Consider the following 16800-nt stretch of genomic DNA (forward strand, 5'->3'; position numbering starts at 1 on the left):
GAGACAACGCGGCACGCTATCGAAGCGACCTGCCTCGTGGCGTTTCGACCAACTCGGCACGATTCGTCAGCGCATCCTGCATCTCGCAGGACGACTGTCACGACCGCAGGGCGAGCTGACCATGAGCGTCAGTGACAACCCGGCCGTACGCAAAGAGCTCGAAAAGTATCTGCCGCAATCTCGGATAGCAGCCTGACCACCTTCTACCGACCATCGCTAGCCACTCTGCGTCTCCGTCATCGCGAAATATGCAACGTTGAGGTCGTGTCAGGCGCACCAATCGATGCAGAATACATCAAGGAGGAAGCCAGGGCCGGGCGCATGGGCGCTCGGCTGATGGCGGTTGCCGCCGATGGTGATCGCGGGCGCGTCTATCTCTCGCCGACGGCAGAGCAGGAGAAGATCGCCCTCAGCGCGCGTCCACACGATCCGCCTGACGGAACGATGGTCGACGACGCGCGCGCTTTCACGCCATCGATTTATGGACTTGGCAGTTGGGAATCGATCTTTACCCATCGCCAGCTTGTTGCGCTTACAACACTCAGTGACGTTGTTGGCGAAGCCCCTGAGCGTGTGCGTCGCGACGGTGTCTCTGCGGAACTTCGCGACGACGGAAAGTCGCTGCTCGCTGGGGGAACAGGTGCGACTGCATACGCAGAAGCCATAGCTTCCTACCTGGGTGTTGCCTTTTCGAGGTATTCCAACGCGGCCTCGACCATCTGCACCTGGAACCCCGGCAAGACGAAGGAGGACATACGGTTCACTTTCAGCCGCCAGGCACTCCAAATGACGTGGGACTTTGCGGAAGGAAACCCATTCAGCGATTCTTCGGGAAACCTGGCCGATAGCTACCAAGTATGGGTGTGCAAGGCACTCGTGTGGCTTGCTGCGAGCGCGACTCCTGGCGTGGCACAGCAAGCTGATGCCGCGACGCAGCGTGTCTCGCTCGCGAAAGTCGTCTCCACCGATCCTCCGTATTTCGACAACGTCCCCTACGCTGACCTGTCGGACTACTTCTATCTCTGGCTTCGTCGCGCTCTCAAGCCTGTATTCCCGGATCTCTTTGCCACACTCGCGGTGCCGAAGGCGGAGGAGCTGGTCGCGGCACCATATCGCCACAATGGGAGAGCGGGAGCCGAGGCGTTCTTCATGAATGGAATGACGGAGGCGATGCGCTGTCTCAGTAGCCAGGCACATCCCGCCTTTCCCGTAACCATCTACTACGCGTTCAAGCAGCAAGAGAGCGACGGGCAAGATGGGACCGCAAGCACCGGATGGGATACGTTCCTTGAAGCGGTTATCCGTTCTGGTTTCGCCGTAACCGGCACATGGCCAATTCGCACCGAACGGGGCGGACGCAGTCGCGACATCGGAAGCAGTGCGTTGGCTTCCAGTATCGTCCTCGTCTGCCGGCCGCACCCGGTGAACGCCGCGACAGCTACTCGCCGCGAGTTCGTCAACGCCCTCAAGGCCGAGCTTCCGACAGCCGTCAGCCACCTACAGCGCAGCAACATCGCGCCTGTGGATCTCGCGCAGGCAGCCATCGGACCAGGCATGGCTGTCTATACTCGGTACGCCAAAGTACTCGACGCCGAAGGTAAGTCCATGCCGGTGCGCGAAGCACTCGCGCTCATCAACGAGACGCTCGATGAGGTCCTCGCGGAGCAGGAAGGCGATTTCGATGCCGACACCCGCTGGACGCTCGCGTGGTTCGAGCAGTCTGGCTTCGCGGAGGGTGAGTACGGCGTCGCCGAGACGCTCTCCAAGGCCAAGAACACCAGCGTCGGCGGCATGGTCGAGGCTGGCGTCGTCGAGTCGAAGCGCGGGAAGGTTCGCCTGCTCTCGCCCGACGAGCTTCCCGAGGGCTGGGATCCGGTCACCGATTCGCGCCTGACGGTCTGGGAGATGGTCCACCACCTGATCCGAGTCCTCGAGTCGGGTGGTGAAAGCGCGGCAGCAACGCTTGCGGGGAAGCTCGGCTCCCGCGCCGAGGTCGCGCGCGAGCTCGCCTACCGGCTCTACACGATCAGCGAGCGGAAGAAGCGCGCGCAGGAGGCCCTCCGCTACAACGCGCTCGTGCAGAGCTGGCCCGAGATCTCGCGCCTTGCCCGCGAGGGGGCCAGCCGCCGCGCTGAACAGGCAAGCCTCTTCGAGATGGAGGGCTCATGAGCGCGGCCATCGCTCCCCTCGCCTCGCGCCGGAAGCTCGCCGAAGTCGGGCTGCCGCTCGACGTGATCAGCCGGACGGCTGCCCGGGAGAAGAACCGACGCATTGGCCATCCGTGTTCGTTCCACGTCTGGTGGTCGCGCAAGCCACTCGCGGCATGCCGCGCCCTGACCTTCGCCCAGCTTGTCGACGACCCCTCGAGCCGCCCTGATCTCTTTCCTACGGAGCGCGCCCAAGCAGAGGAGCGGGACCGCCTCTTCGGCATCCTTTCGCGCCTCGTCGAGTGGGAGGCCCGCGCTGACGAGCGTCTTCTCGCGGAAGCGCGCGCAGCATTCGAGTACTCGATGGGCGGTCAGCCGCCCCCGGTGCTCGATCCCTTCTGCGGCGGGGGTTCGATTCCGCTGGAAGCACTCCGACTCGGTCTGCCGGCGGTTGGATCCGATCTCAATCCTGTTGCGGTGCTGCTGACGCGGGCCCTCACAACACTGCCGGCAAGATTCGCCAAGGCTCGCGCAGTTTCGGGCGGTGATCAGACCAGCATTGCCCCTGATGGCGCGCTATCGGCGGACGTGAAGTTCTATGGGAGCTGGATCCGCGACCGTGCGGTCGACCGTCTCGGTGGCCTTTACCCGTCGGCTCGAGGCTGCGCAGTTCACGCATGGCTCTGGGTGCGGACGGTTCAGTGCCCGAACCCGGCCTGCAGAGCAAGGGCACCGCTCGCAAACAAGTTTGCACTCGCTACTCGCCGAGGTGACAGGACTTGGGTCGAACCGCAGATCGAGCAGGGGCGCTTCCGCTACGTCATTCGCACCGGCGCAGACGAGATCCCGACCGGGACCGTCAAGCGGGGCGGTGCGCACTGCCTGGGCTGCAGAGCAACCATTCCGCTGGAACACGTGCGGCAGGAGGGCATGCAGGGGCGGCTCGGCGCTGACCTCGTCGCCCTGGCACTCGAGTCCAGCAACGGCCGTCGCTTCGCGCCGGCCGATGCGGAGCACGAGCGCATCGCGTTCGCAGCCACGCCGGCATGGACGCCGGACGGCGAGCTTCCGGAACGAGCGCTCGGGTTCCGAGTCCAGCGGTACGGAATTCGGAGCTACCGCGACCTCTTCACGGCGCGGCAGCTCACCGCGCTGGCGACGTTCGCCGACCTCATCGGAGAGGCGCGCAAACGCATACGTGAAGACGCCCGGCGGGCAGGCATGCTGGACGATGGCAAGCCGCTTCACGAAGGAGGAGAGGGCGCGACGGCATATGCCGAGGCGGTGAGCGTCCTCCTCGCTCTCGCGGTCGGCAAGCTCGCCGACTACGCCTCGACCCTTTGCTCGTGGATGGACGGGCAAGCGAAGCTCGGCCACACGTTCGTGCGCCAGGCGCTGGCAATGACCTGGGACTTCGCGGAAGGCAACCCCCTCTCGCGATCCACCGGTGGATACCTTCGACAGGTCGAGCTCATCAGTCGCGTCATCGATGAGTCGTCCGTGCCGACGACCGCCGCCTACGTGGTACAGCACGACGCCAAACATCCGCACCCCGCCGCGCGCTCGTGCGTCGTCGTGACGGATCCACCCTACTACGACAACATCGGTTACGGGGACCTCGCGGACTACTTCTACGTATGGCTTCGACCGATGCTCCGCGAGGTCTACCCGGACCTTTTCGCTACCCACCTCACGCCGAAGGAGGACGAGCTCGTCGCCGCAGTAGAGCGTTTCGATGGCGACCGCGCTCGCGCCCGGGAGTTCTTCGAGGGCGGGCTCGCGCAGGCATTCGCGCAGATGCACGACGTTCAAGACCCCAGCTTTCCGCTCAGCATTTTCTACGCCTTCAAGCAGAGTGTGGCCGACGCCGAAGGCATCGGCTCGACGGGATGGGAGTCGATGTTGGAGGCGCTCATCGGAGCGGGCTTCTCCATCACGGGCACGTGGCCCATGCGGACGGAGTCGACGAGCCGATTGCGGAGCATCGGGAGCAACGCCCTTGCGTCGAGTATCGTCCTGATCTGCCGGCGCCGAGCCGCGGCCGTTTCTGCTGCTACGCGGCGCGAGTTTCTGTCGGCTCTCAGGGCCGAGCTCCCAACCGCCCTAGCGCATCTGCAGCGCAGCAATATCGCTCCAGTGGACCTCGCGCAGTCCGCGATCGGCCCCGGCATGGCCATCTACACCCGATACTCGAAGGTCGTGGACGCCGAGGGGGAAGCGGTTCCAGTTCGTGAAGCCCTGTCCCTCATCAACCAGATCCTGGACGAGGTCCTCGCCGAGCAAGAGAGCGACTTCGATGCCGACACCCGCTGGGCGCTTGCCTGGTTCGAGCAGCACGGATTCGACGAGGGCGAGTACGGGGTGGCCGAGACGCTCTCCAAGGCCAAGAACACGAGCGTTGCCGGGATGGTCGAGGCGGGGGTGATCGAATCGAGGCGCGGGAAAGTGCGGTTGCTTTCTCCCGACGAGCTACCCGACAACTGGGATCCTGCGACGAATGGCCGGCTAACAGTTTGGGAGATGGTTCATCACCTGATCCGAGTCCTCGAATCGGGTGGTGAGAGTGCGGCAGCGGACCTCGCGGCGCAGCTCGGCAGCCGTGCTGAGATCGCGCGCGAGCTGGCCTACCGTCTCTACACCGTATCCGAGCGCAAGAAGCGGGCACAGGACGCGCTCCGCTACAACGCGCTCGTGCAGAGCTGGCCCGAGATCTCGCGCCTCGCCCGCGAGAGCGGCGCACGTCGAGCCGAGCAGAAAACGCTGTTTGTGGGAGGCGAAGCATGAGCGAGCAGGCCAAGGTCTGCGTTCCCGATGCGGCGACCGAGAGGCCGGACCGCTCCGAGCCGCGAGCCCCTGCGTACGCGAGCCTTCCAGCCGCGAAGATGCGGGTGGCGCGCGGCGGTGTGGAGGCTCGGGAAATGAGCGTTCGCCTGGAGGTCTTCACCCCGATCCTGGGAGGCAGTACCCAGACCCGAGGGGTCGACGATGTCGACATCGTTCGGGCAGCCACGGTGCGCGGGCATCTGCGTTTCTGGTGGCGGGCCCTTTACGCGGCTCAACGCGCGAGTGCCTCGTTGCTGTACGAACGCGAGGCCGCGATCTGGGGGCGCGCTGCGACGGACGCAGGCGGTCGTGCTGCCGTCGAGATCCGCATCGACGTCGAGCAAGCCGGCGAGGTCGACAGCAGTGACATCCGGCTCTACGACTCGAGGCACGGCAAGGCGACACCGGGCGCGTATGCGCTGTGGCCTGCGCGCAAGGAGAAGAGGACGAACACGCCGCCGGCGCCTCGCCGGATGCCCGGAACCCGTTTCCGGCTCACGCTCATCGCCGCTGCAAGTTGCGAGATCGAGGTCAGTAACGCGCTTCGCGCGTGGATTCTGTTCGGCGGCTACGGCGGTCGTACGCGGCGCGGGCTCGGGAGCTTAAGGGTTCTGAACGATCTCAGGTCTTGGTTGCCGTCGAAGGCAACGCGCGATGCGATCAGAGATCTGTTCGGGTTTGACGTCCTCGCCTCGCCGACGAAGGTGCCCGGCGACGTGCCGTGGCTCGACGGCGCCGCGCTCCAGGTCGGCAAGGCCGAGCGCGACGCTGCGAAGGCGTGGACGACGGCACTCGACTGGCTCAAGGAGTTCCGCCAGGGAACGAGCGGCCAGCAAGGTGATCGGGCACGAGAGCCGGGCGCCGGCAAGCCGCAGCCCAAGCGGCCGTCAATCTCCAACTGGCCCGAGGCGGACAAGCTCCGCCACATCAAGCGGAAGACGAGCGCTCATGTGCCGAAGCACAATGCGACGCCAGCATGGCCGCGGGCGGGCTTCGGTCTTCCCATCATCGGGCAGTTCCAGAAGAGCGCACGGAACGGAGGTCGGTACGACGAGCCTGACGGTTTCGAACTCCGCTGGCGCTCCGGCAACACGGAGCACGACCGCCTCGGGAGCCCGCTCATCGTGAAGGCGCTGCCTCTCGCCGACGGCACGTTCGTCCCGTGCGCGCTCTGGCTGAACCGCGCCTATCCGGCCGGAGAGGTAATCCTCCGGGGCGTGAACAACTCGGCGGCGCCGTTCGATCGGCTCGTCGCTGCCGGCGACACGCCGCAGTTCTCAGCGCTCGCGAGCAAGCAGGGGCTTCGCGAGGCGTTCCTCGACTGGCTCCGTACCAAGTACCAGACGACGGTGGTGGCCCCATGACTGCGCACCTGCTCCTCGTCACGCTCGGGCCCGTCCAGGACTTCATCGCGCAGGCGCGCCGTACGCGTGACCTCTGGTACGGGAGCCACCTTCTCTCCGAGCTTGGTCGTGCGGCCGCGCGCGCTCTCGCCGACGGCGGCGGCGAGCTCATCTTCCCCTCGTTGAAGGCAGGAGACGCGCAACTCCAGCCTTGCGTCGCCCCGCTACGCTCGGATGGAACGCCTCCCCAGAATGTAGCGAACAAGCTCCTCGCCGAAGTCCCCTCGGGGGTCGATCCCCTAGAGCTCGCGCGAGCCGTACGCAAGGCGGTCACGCGGTACTGGCGCGAAGATCTTGCGGCGTCCGTCAAGGCAAGGTGCACCGGGATCCTCGCCTCCGGTGTCGATGCCCTGTGGTCCGAGCAGGTGGACACGTTCCTCGAGTTCGCGGCGAGCTGGACGCCGCTCGCCGACTACGCCCAAGCGCGCCGGCGGATCGAGCAAGCCGTCGCCGGTCGCAAGATGCTGCGCGACTTCGGCGCGTGGAGGCACGGGCGCGGCGCCGTGCCGAAGTCGAGCCTCGACGGCGCGAGAGAGACAGCGCTCCTGCCGCCGAATGCACGCGCGGCCACGCTCGCTCGCAAGTACCGGATCACGGATGGCGAGCAGCTCGATGCCATCGGGCTCGTGAAGCGCGCCGGCGGCGAGCCCGATCAGTTCGTACCCGTGGTTAACGTCGCGCTCGCATCGTGGCTGGAACTCGCAAGCCGGGCTGCCTCCGCGGACCTCGACGGGCTCCGGTCAGCGTGCCGCAGCGCCGGCATCTCTCGCGTCGCGCGAACGGACCTGCCCTGTGCGGTGCCGTTCTGCTTCGACGCCAGCGTGCTGCTCGCGAGTCGCTGGCGCTCGGTTTTCGAGGAGCAGGGGCTCCAGGGCGACCCGGAAGCGTGGGGCCGGCAGCACGTGCGGCGCATCTTCGACAAGATCTCGGAACCGTACCCGTACGTTGCGTGCCTCGTTGCCGACGGCGACCACATGGGCCGCGCGATCGATCGGCTGGGCTCCGCTGCCGATCACCGTACGTTCTCCGAGGCGCTCACGCAGTTCGCTGGCGAGGCTCGAAGTGTGATCGAGCAAAACCATCGCGGAGCCCTCGTCTATGCAAGTGGAGACGACGTGCTCGCGTTCGTGCCGCTGCCGGAAGCCCTCTCGTGTGCGGACGACCTCCGCAAGAGCTTCGCCGGTGCGATGGCCTCCGCCTGCAAGTCCATCGCGGCCGAGGAGCGGCCGACGCTGTCGGTCGGCCTTGGGATCGGTCACGTCATGGAGAGCATGGGTGACCTGCTCGCGCTCGGGCGGCAAGCGGAGCGCGACGCGAAGCACGACCGCAACGCGCTCGCGGTGCTGGTGGACAAGCGGTCCGGCGGCACCCGGTCCTGGCGTGCTCCGTGGAATGACGATCCGGTCGGTTCGCTACGCGAGGCCACGTCGCTGCTGCAGGACCGTCTTTCGTCACGCAAGGTCTACGAGATCGCGAGCACCCTCGCGCGCCTGCCGGACCCCTGCGACGAGGACGCAGCAAGGTGGGCTCGCGTGCTCATGCTGGAGGTCAGGCGCTCGCTCGCCCGTGTCGAGGGCGCCGCCTTGCGCCCCGAAGGTGCCGGCCTCGTGCTCGATGACGAGGCCGGCTATGCGGCGCTGCACGCCCGCGTCCGCGCATGGGTGGCGCGACTACTGATCGCCCGCACGTTCGCACACGCGACGCCTCGAGAGCGGCGTAGCGAGGAGGCGGCCGCATGACGACGACCGCTCGCCTAGCTTTCGTTCCGCGCGACGGCCTCTTCTGCAAGGACGGCAGGGGCTGGCATACGAGCGCATCCGGTCGCGGACACGGACTCGACTGGCCGTGGCCGTCCACCATCCTCGGCGCCCTGCGATCCGCCTGGGGACGAGGCGAGGAGGCAAGGAGCGGCACCCTCTTCGGCCCCAACGATTGGCGGACACGCACAGCTGCGATTCAGCTCGGGAGAACGCTGGTGCTCCGGCGGACGCATGGTGTCCCGTGGCGTTTCGAAGACACAACGTGGCCGGTTCCGCTGGATGCGCTTTGGCTCGAAGGCCGCCACGATGTGCACCGCCTCGAACCTGTCCAGCCCGTCGTGCCGACGCTCGGGCGGGACGACGACGAGGCTCGCGAAGCTCTGATGCGGCCGGTGCTGGACGGCGCGGGCAAGCCGCTCGCGTCTCCACGCTGGTGGAGCAGCGACGATTTCTCGGCCTGGCTTGCCGGGCGGTCCGTCGCCGTTCGAGATCCCGATGACATGCTGGCCACGACCCGGCGAGTTCAGGTGCACGTCGGCATCCTGCCCGACGAGCTCACGGCGGACGAGGGCGTTCTGTTCTCGCACGACGTCATCGAGACGCTCGATCCGGACGCAGAGTGGGCTATCGGCGCCGAGGTTGCGCTTCCGGACGGTGCTCTCTTCGGCGTGGCGACGCTCGGTTCGGATTCGCGTCTCACGCGTGTGGAATCGTTGCCCGCCGCGCTGTTCAAGCCGCCTGCGCGGCTGCTCGGCGCATTCGGGTCGCCGAGCAAGGGGCTACGGATCTTCGCGATCACGCCCCTCTGCTTCGAGAAGGGCTGGTTGCCTGATGGCCTCGAACAGAACGGTGGCACCTACCGCGGGCGCTTGGCCGGGATCGACCACGACGTCATCCTGCGCGCGGCGTTCGTTCCCCGACCGACGCACGTGTCTGGCTGGGACATGGCGGCCAACGCGCCCAAGCCGACCTCGCGCATGGTGGGGCCGGGTGCCGTCTACTTCTTCGAGCGAGTCGACGGGAAACCCTTCGGCGAAGCCGATGCCCGGTCGCTCTGGCTCGCGGAGCTTGGCACGCGCGCCGACGAGGGTTTCGGCCGAGTCGTCCCGGGAGTCTGGAGCCCATCAAGGAGCACCCCATGAAGACGAGACCATTCCTCCTGCACGCGCTGTCTCCGCTGCACGCCGGCACCGGTCACGCGGCGGACGTCATCGATCTGCCGACTGCGCGCATGAAGGCGACGGGGATTCCCTTCTTGCCCGGCTCATCGATCAAGGGCGTGCTGCGGGACGCGCGTCGCGCCGGCGATCGCGAAAAAACAGAGGCGGTGTTCGGTCCTTCGGACGACCCGGCCGCGCACGCGGGAGCGCTCGTTGTCGGGGACGCACGTCTGCTCGCGCTTCCGGTGCGGAGCTTCCGGGGCACGTTCGCGTGGACGACCTCGCCGCTCCTGCTCGCGCTCGCCAAGCGTGATCTCGAAGAAGCCAACCTCCCGACCCTCAGCGTTACCGGTCGCGGCGCGCGGCTCGCACAGGGAAGCTGCTGCGCCCACCAGGGCCGACTCTACCTCGAGGATCTCGATCTGCCCGCAACCGAATCCAACGAGGCGACGTCCTGGGCGCGGAGGCTCGCGCCGCTCCCGTCGCCCGGCGACGACATCTTCACGAAACGCTTCGCGGTCGTTGACGACGACACGATGGCGTTTCTGTGGGAGACGGCGACCCAGGTGGACGCGCGAGTCCGCCTGGACGAGAAGACGCGCACGGTTGCGCCCGGTGCGCTGTGGCTCGAGGAGAGCCTCCCGCCGGAAAGCCTGCTCATCGGCCTCCTCGCCGCGGATCGGAGCCGCCGGCGCGGCGTCAACATGACGCCCGACGACGTCCTGGGCTTCGCGCTCGCCAGCGAGGAGATCCACCAGATCGGCGGCAAGGCCACGACCGGGCGCGGCCGGTGCCGGATCGTCCCGATCGCGCGAAAGGATGCAGGCCATGGCAAAGCCTGACGCGCACCGGAAGCCACTCCTGCGTGACCAGCGCCGTGCGCTCCACGCCTACGAGTCGGTCGGGAACGTGCCGAAGGCGCAGCAGAAGGACTACGAGATCGCGGTCAACGACCTCGGCGCCAATATCCTGCGGAGCGGCCTGTGCGCCGCGATCGCTGCGGTTCAGCGGCTTGGCAGTCGCGGAGAGCTTCTGCTCGGCCATCTCGCTGGCGCAGGCGTGCCTGGCTTCGAAGGCGCGGCTGCGAGCGATGTGGCGAGGCGCGTGCGCGAACTCGACGCGGACGCCTACATGATCGCCACGCGCGAGACGCTCCAGGTCGCGGTCTGGCTCAAGCGCGCCGTGCAGGCGACGTTCGGAGGGGCCTGACGATGCGCCACGTTCTGCGATCAGTCGGCACGCCAGATCATGCCGGACTTGCCTACGACGCGTGGGCGCCCGTGGGTTGCGACGGCAAGGTCCCAGACGACCAGCGAGCGCCCTGGCTTTCGGCGCTCGAAGACATCGTTGTTGCGCCCGACTACTCCGGATCCTTCCAGCGCTGGAAGGAGAGCTTCTCTGCACCAGGTGATCGCATCTTCGAGCTCGTGCTCGCGAGCCGGCTGCTCGTTGGGCATGGGAACTCGAGCGCGACGGATATCGGCATCACCCTACATCACACGTGGGGCGTTCCGTTGATCCCGGGGTCGGCACTGAAGGGCCTCGTCGCTCACTTTGTCGACGCCGTCTATGGGCCTAGCGATCTGGGGCACAGGCCGTGGGATCGGGCAGGCGATGAGCGCGCGCGGGCCGACTACGAGGGAGTGACAAAGCGCGGCCGTCGCATCGAGCGCGGACCCGGAGCCGTCTATCGGGCGCTCTTCGGTGCTCCGGATGCCGAGATGGACGAGGAGATGCAAGAGCGGGGCTTCGACGCTGGGGCATCAGCCGGGATCGTCACATTTCACGATGCCCTCTACGTGGCGAAGGGAGGCGCTGACGACAGGCCCTTTGCCGCCGACGTGCTCACCGTTCACCAGAAGGCCTACTACGACTCATCCGGCGGAAGCTGGCCCAACGACTACGACAGTCCCAACCCAGTGGCGTTTCTCACCGTGCGCCCCGGCGCACGCTTCCTGTTCGCCTTGTCCGGGCCGGGGGATTGGACGGATCTCGCTGAGCGACTGCTTCGTGATGCGCTCGAAAAGTGGGGTGTCGGCGGCAAGACGAGCGCCGGCTACGGGCGGTTGATCGCGCCCGATCGGAGGACGGCGACTGCCGCGAACGGGAGGCCGGCCACGGCCACGCCCGCCAGCACAACCGTCAAGTCTGGTGACCAAGTGGAGGCCGTGCTGCTCGACGAGCGCACGAAGAAGGGCGGCTGGAAAGCGCTCCACGAGCCGACCGGTCTGGCCGGCCATATTCACAACAGCGGGGACGTGCCGGCCGATGCGAGACCGGGAGACTGCTTGACGCTGGTGGTCGCATCCGTGAGCGCTCGTGAGATCGCGTTTCGCTTCTCGACAGGGTCGAGCGGACCCGGGTCGCAGAAGAAGGGAAAAAGGTAAATGGACCAGAACCCGCTCACGCTTCTCGTTTGCACCGTCGGTGGGAGCCCGGAGCCTGTGGTTGCAACGCTCAAGCAATGGCAGCCATCGCGGGTTCGCTTTGTTTGCACCCCCCAGACGAAGAGCGACATCGAAAGCAAGATCCTGCCGAAGGCGAGAGACGTAAACATCGACATAGATGCTGGACGCTACAATCCGTTCGAGCTGCCTGACGGCCAAGACCTTGCGAGCTGCGTAGATCGGCTGCGTCAACTGACGCCGGAGGTGGTTAACTGGGTTGAGCGAGGGGATGGCTTTCGTGTGGTCGTCGACTTCACCGGCGGGACCAAGTGCATGTCGGCGGCAATCGCTCTTCAAGCGAGCCGCTGGTCCTGCTTGTTCTCCTACGTGGGCGGTACCGAGCGGACCAAGGACGGCATGGGCGTCGTCGTGTCCGGGTCCGAGAAGATCGTGCACCAGGCGAATCCATGGGACGCGCTCGGCCATCAGGCGGTTGAGGACTTCATCATCCTGTTCGACCAAAGGGCGTTCGTCGCAGCCGCGAAGGTGGCGGGTGCGGCGAAGACGCAGGTCGGCCGCGCGGATCGCAAGCGCGAGCTCAGCGTGCTCGAGCAGCTCGCGAAGGCCTTCGATGCTTGGGATCGGTTCGAACACCAGGTAAGCCGTGCCGCGTTCGAGAACGTCGTGAAGGCAGCCAACGACCTGCGTGCGGTGCTGGGGGCTGCCAAGGCAGACCGAGTTCTCGGCGCCGTAGATAGGCTCGCGAGCCACCTCGGCGGGCTGTGCGACGCAACACCACCGACCCGTCATCATGTGATCGATCTTCTGGCCAACGCGCAGCGCCGTAACGAGGAGGGGCGGACGGACGACGCGGTCGCCCGTCTCTATCGGGCGATCGAGGCCATGGCCCAGGTCGCCCTCAGAGAGCGTCACGGTGTCGAGAGCACCGAGAACGTGGCAGTCGACCGTGTCCCGAGTTCGATTCGGGCGGAATGGGAGTTGAAAGCCAAGGACGGCGTCCTTGCCCTTGGCCTACAGGACTCGTACGTGCTGCTCGCGGCCCTGAACGATCCGCTCGGAGATCGGTTCAGGGAGGCAAGCCTCCACGGGACCAAGTCGCCGCTGACGGCCCGGAATCGCTCGATTCTTGCGCACGGCTTCGATCGGGTCTCGGGCAGTGTCTTCGACAAGCTCTGGGAGGCAGCCCTCGCGCTGATCGACATCAAGGAGTCGGATCTGCCTTTCTTCGTGACCCTCGGAGACCGACCGAAGGGAGAACACTGAGCATGGCGATCACGAACCACGAGCGTGTTGGCAAGGCCATGGACCTGCTCAAGCAGGGGCTGGCGCCGTTCGTCGAGCGCGAGCTCACGAACGTGTACAAGGAGAAGACCCGCGCGCAGGCGGCTCTGTTCGTCGGTGACGATCGGCTGCTCTCGGACAAGCCGCTCGCCAAGTGGGACGCCGCCGCGTTGCTCAAGCTCATGTGGGGGGCGTGGAACGACGTCTTCCGGCGAACACTGGGGCCGGCCGAGCGCACCCTCGTGCGGGAGCTTCAGGACGTACGCAACAAGTGGGCGCACCAGCAGACGTTCTCGAGCGACGACGCCTATCGAGCGCTCGACTCGGCTGGCCGGCTTCTGACCGCAGTCTCGGCGCCCGAGACGCAGGAGGCGGAGAAGCTCAAGATGGAGCTTCTGCGCGTGCGGTTCGAGGAGCAGATGCGAACCGAGAAGCGCAAGAGCGCCGGCACTGCGATCGAGAGCCAGGCGACCGAGAACCTCAGACCGTGGCGGGAGGTGATCACTCCACACAAGGACGTCGCGAGCGGGCGCTACCAGCAGGCCGAGTTCGCGGCCGACCTCTGGCAGGTGCACGTAGGCGAGGGGACCGACGAATACAAGAACCCGGCGGAGTTCTTCCGGCGCACGTATCTCACCGAGAGCCTGACGCGCCTGCTCGCCGGCGCCGTGCTGCGTCTCTCGGGCAAGGGCGGCGACCCCGTCGTTCAGCTCCAGACGAACTTCGGTGGCGGCAAGACGCACTCGATGCTGGCGCTCTATCACCTGGTTTCCGGGAGCGCAGCCGGTGAGCTCGTCGGTGTGGACGCAGTGCTCTCCGAGGCGGAGGCGCCGAAGCTGCCGGCCGCGAGCCGCGTCGTCCTCGTGGGAAACAAGATCTCACCGGGCAACCCCGTGAAGAAACCCGGCGGCACGGTCGTGCGGACGCTCTGGGGCGAGCTAGCCTGGCAGCTCGGCGGCAAGAAGGCCTACGAGCGCGTGCGGGCGGATGACGAGAAGGCGACGAGCCCCGGAGACGTGCTGCGGGAGCTCTTCAAGGAGTACGGGCCGTGTCTGGTGCTCATCGACGAGTGGGTCGCCTACGCGCGGCAGCTCCATGATCAGAGCGACCTGCCGGCAGGGAGTTTCGAGACCCAGTTCACCTTCGCCCAGGCGCTCACCGAATCGGCCAAGCTCGTGGGCAACTGCCTCTTGGTCGTCAGCCTCCCGGCCTCGGACACGGCGGGCTCGCCACACGCCCAGGCCGACGACGTGGAGGTCGGCGGCCAGCGAGGGCGTGAGGCGCTCGATCGGCTGCGCAACGTGATCGGGCGCGTCGAGTCCTCGTGGCGGCCTGCGACGGCGGAGGAAGGCTTCGAGATTGTGCGCCGGCGCCTGTTCGAGCCGCTCGTGGAGAAGACCCAGTTCGTGGCCCGCGATACGGTGGCCCGCGAGTTCTTCGATTTCTACCGCTCGCAGCAGCAGGAGTTCCCTCCCGATTGCCGTGACGCAGAGTACGAAAAGCGCCTGCGCGCTGCCTACCCGATCCACCCCGAGGTGTTCGATCGTCTGTACTCGGACTGGTCGACGCTCGTGAAGTTCCAGCGCACCCGCGGCGTGCTGCGGCTCATGGCCGCCGTGATCCACAGCCTGTGGGAGAAGGGCGATCGCAACCCGTTGATCCTGCCGTCGAACATCCCGATCGACGACCCGCGCGTGCAGTTCGAGCTGACGCGCTACCTCTCGGATAACTGGGTGCCCGTCATCGAGAAGGATGTCGATGGCCCGAGCTCGTTGCCGCTGCGGCTGGACGGCGAGGTTCCGAACCTCGGTAAGTTCGCGGCCTGCCGGCGTGTCGCGCGGACGATCTATCTCGGCTCGGCGCCGACGCCCACCGCCGCCAACCGTGGTCTCGAGGATCGACGCGTGCGGCTCGGGTGCGTGATGCCGGGCGAGTCGCCTGCGGTCTTCGGAGACGCCCTGCGTCGACTCGCCGCCGCAGCCACGTATCTCTATCAGGATGGCCCTCGCTACTGGTACTCGACGCAGCCGACGGTCACCAAGCTCGCCGAGGACCGCGCCGAGCAGCTCAGGCGCGACCCGGACAAGATCGTGCAAGAGCTCGAGAAGCGCTTGCGTGCGGACCTGCGCAAGGCAGGAGACTTCAGCCGGGTGCATCCGCTGCCCCGCTCGGGGCAGGACGTGCCCGACGACCTCGACGCACGCCTCGTCGTGCTCGGCGTGGACCACCCCTACAGCAAGGACGCGGACAGTCCCGCGGAGACGGAGGCAAAGGCCATCCTCGCCACGCGCGGCAGCGCTCCGCGGCTCTACGCCAACACGCTCGTGTTCCTTGCCGTGGACAAGACCCGCCTCCAGGATCTGGACGAGGCGGTGCGCCGCTACATCGCCTGGGAGTCGATCGTGGACGAGAAGGACACGCTGGATCTCTCGCCGCACCAGGTGAAGCAGGCTGAGACGCAGCAGAAGACCGCGGACAGCGTCGTCGACGCCAGGCTGCCCGAGGCGTACCAGTGGCTTCTGGTTCCCACGCAGCAGAGCCCCCAAGCCACCGTCTCCTGGCAGGCATTCCGGCTCTCGGGTCAGGACGCCCTGGCGGTGCGCGCCAGCAAGAAGCTCAAGAACGACGAGCTCTTGATCACGAGCTTTGCGGCGTCGCGGCTGCGCATGGAGCTCGACCGCGTCCCGCTGTGGCGTGGGAACCACGTCGCGATCAAGCAGCTCGTCGACGACTTCCCTCGGTACGTGTACCTGCCCCGCCTGCAGGATTCATCCGTGCTGATCGAGGCGATCCGTAGCGGCGTTGGCCTGCTCACGTGGGAGACCGACTCCTTCGCCTTTGCCGACAGCCACGATGAAGCCGGACAGCGGTACCGCGGCCTGCAGTTCGGCCGCCACGTGCACGGGGTCGAAGCGGATTCGGCGAGCCTCCTGGTCAAGCCCGAAGCCGCACGCCAGCAAGTGGAGGTCGAGCGGGCTGCAGCCCCCGCGGGCTCCGGAGCAGCCGCGACGGAAGGCTTGGTGACTCGTTCGCCATCGACTCCGCCGGGGGAGACGGCACCCGATGAATCCGCTGCACCGCCGGTAGCGGCGCAACCCAGGCGGTTTCACGGCACCGTCACGCTCGATGCCACCCGGGTCGGTCGCGATGCCAGCCGGGTCGCGGACGAAGTGGTCACGCACCTCGCCGGTCTCGTCGGCGCCGAGGTGAAGGTCACGCTCGAGATCGAGGCGAACGTGCCGGCGGGCGTGCCCGAGAACGTCGTCCGCACGGTCACCGAGAACAGTCGAACCTTGAAGTTCACGACCCATGGCTTTGAGAAGGAGTAGCCATGTTCAACGTCAAGACTGCAGCTATCCCAACGGGCCCGCAGATCAACATCGGGAGCACATCGTTGGCCGTCTCTCGGACAGCCGAGCCCCGGCCAATTCTCAAAGTCCGGAGGCCGTACACATGCAGATGATCGCCTTTCGCGTCCAGATGTACCGCTGCGTCCTCGACTCCGGATGGATCGACTTATCCCCGCTGACCGTCGTGGTCGGCAAGAACGAGGCCGGGAAGACGACCCTCCTGCGTGCGCTTCACGTTCCGGCCAGAGCCGTACACGATGGACAACGAGTGGCCACGCGGACACCGCAAGGAGCGCAGCGACAACCAGGTCGTGTGCAGCGCCAAGTTCCAGCTCAGCGACGAAGAGAAGGCGATGCTTGCCGAGATTACGGACCAGAATATCGACTCATTGTCCGAGATCGTCGTCACGAAAGACTACGCGGGTCGCTTCGAGGTGCAGTTTCCTTCTGACCTTTTCCCCGAGAAGC

General features: G+C 66.7%; 12 protein-coding genes. All 12 read left to right on the top strand.

Annotated features, from left to right (window positions below; genetic code table 11):
* A partial coding sequence (locus MJD61_02380; GenBank protein MCG8554126.1) for a hypothetical protein occupies nt 1–196 on the top strand: 196 nt, incomplete at its 5' end.
* A 68-nt stretch (nt 197–264) separates the two neighbouring features.
* The gene (locus tag MJD61_02385) at nt 265–2169 is read left to right on the top strand and encodes a hypothetical protein (protein MCG8554127.1); all 1905 of its coding nucleotides are present in this window, start codon (nt 265–267) and stop codon (nt 2167–2169) included.
* Entirely contained in the window at nt 2166–4931 is a 2766-nt protein-coding gene (locus MJD61_02390) for a DUF1156 domain-containing protein (protein ID MCG8554128.1), read from the top strand. The genes MJD61_02385 and MJD61_02390 overlap by 4 nt, the downstream gene beginning before the upstream one ends.
* Entirely contained in the window at nt 4928–6334 is a 1407-nt protein-coding gene (cmr1, locus tag MJD61_02395; GenBank protein MCG8554129.1) for a type III-B CRISPR module RAMP protein Cmr1, read from the top strand. The genes MJD61_02390 and cmr1 overlap by 4 nt, the downstream gene beginning before the upstream one ends.
* Nucleotides 6331–8112 carry a type III-B CRISPR-associated protein Cas10/Cmr2 gene (gene cas10 / locus MJD61_02400; protein ID MCG8554130.1) on the top strand — a complete coding sequence of 594 codons (1782 nt, stop codon included), beginning with the start codon at nt 6331–6333 and terminating at the stop codon, nt 8110–8112. The genes cmr1 and cas10 overlap by 4 nt, the downstream gene beginning before the upstream one ends.
* Entirely contained in the window at nt 8109–9275 is a 1167-nt protein-coding gene (locus MJD61_02405; protein ID MCG8554131.1) for a type III-B CRISPR module-associated protein Cmr3, read from the top strand. Before cas10 ends, MJD61_02405 begins: the two co-directional genes overlap by 4 nt.
* Complete coding sequence (gene cmr4, locus MJD61_02410; GenBank protein ID MCG8554132.1) at nt 9272–10135, top strand: type III-B CRISPR module RAMP protein Cmr4; 864 nt, start codon at nt 9272–9274, stop codon at nt 10133–10135. The genes MJD61_02405 and cmr4 overlap by 4 nt, the downstream gene beginning before the upstream one ends.
* Entirely contained in the window at nt 10122–10502 is a 381-nt protein-coding gene (locus MJD61_02415) for a type III-B CRISPR module-associated protein Cmr5 (protein MCG8554133.1), read from the top strand. Before cmr4 ends, MJD61_02415 begins: the two co-directional genes overlap by 14 nt.
* A gap of 2 nt (nt 10503–10504) precedes the next feature.
* A complete protein-coding gene (gene cmr6, locus MJD61_02420) occupies nt 10505–11680 on the top strand; it encodes a type III-B CRISPR module RAMP protein Cmr6 (GenBank protein ID MCG8554134.1) in 1176 nt (391 codons plus the stop codon).
* Entirely contained in the window at nt 11681–12964 is a 1284-nt protein-coding gene (locus MJD61_02425) for a TIGR02710 family CRISPR-associated CARF protein (GenBank protein MCG8554135.1), read from the top strand.
* A gap of 2 nt (nt 12965–12966) precedes the next feature.
* Nucleotides 12967–16311, top strand: coding sequence for a Swt1 family HEPN domain-containing protein (locus tag MJD61_02430; GenBank protein MCG8554136.1), 3345 nt, complete (start codon nt 12967–12969; stop codon nt 16309–16311).
* A gap of 278 nt (nt 16312–16589) precedes the next feature.
* Nucleotides 16590–16800, top strand: a 211-nt coding sequence (locus tag MJD61_02435) for a hypothetical protein (protein MCG8554137.1), incomplete at its 3' end; no start/stop codon positions are given.

The organism is Pseudomonadota bacterium, assembly GCA_022361155.1.
Taxonomy (GTDB): domain Bacteria; phylum Myxococcota_A; class Polyangia; order Polyangiales; family JAKSBK01; genus JAKSBK01.

Excerpts from the sequence above, each read along its gene's own strand:
- cmr1 (MCG8554129.1), top strand. The coding sequence starts at position 4,928 with ATGAGCGAGCAGGCCAAGGTCTGCGTTCCCGATGCGGCGACCGAGAGG.
- MJD61_02390 (MCG8554128.1), top strand. The coding sequence starts at position 2,166 with ATGAGCGCGGCCATCGCTCCCCTCGCCTCGCGCCGGAAGCTCGCCGAA.
- cmr6 (MCG8554134.1), top strand. The coding sequence starts at position 10,505 with ATGCGCCACGTTCTGCGATCAGTCGGCACGCCAGATCATGCCGGACTT.
- MJD61_02425 (MCG8554135.1), top strand. The coding sequence starts at position 11,681 with ATGGACCAGAACCCGCTCACGCTTCTCGTTTGCACCGTCGGTGGGAGC.
- MJD61_02405 (MCG8554131.1), top strand. The coding sequence starts at position 8,109 with ATGACGACGACCGCTCGCCTAGCTTTCGTTCCGCGCGACGGCCTCTTC.
- cas10 (MCG8554130.1), top strand. The coding sequence starts at position 6,331 with ATGACTGCGCACCTGCTCCTCGTCACGCTCGGGCCCGTCCAGGACTTC.
- MJD61_02430 (MCG8554136.1), top strand. The coding sequence starts at position 12,967 with ATGGCGATCACGAACCACGAGCGTGTTGGCAAGGCCATGGACCTGCTC.
- MJD61_02415 (MCG8554133.1), top strand. The coding sequence starts at position 10,122 with ATGGCAAAGCCTGACGCGCACCGGAAGCCACTCCTGCGTGACCAGCGC.
- cmr4 (MCG8554132.1), top strand. The coding sequence starts at position 9,272 with ATGAAGACGAGACCATTCCTCCTGCACGCGCTGTCTCCGCTGCACGCC.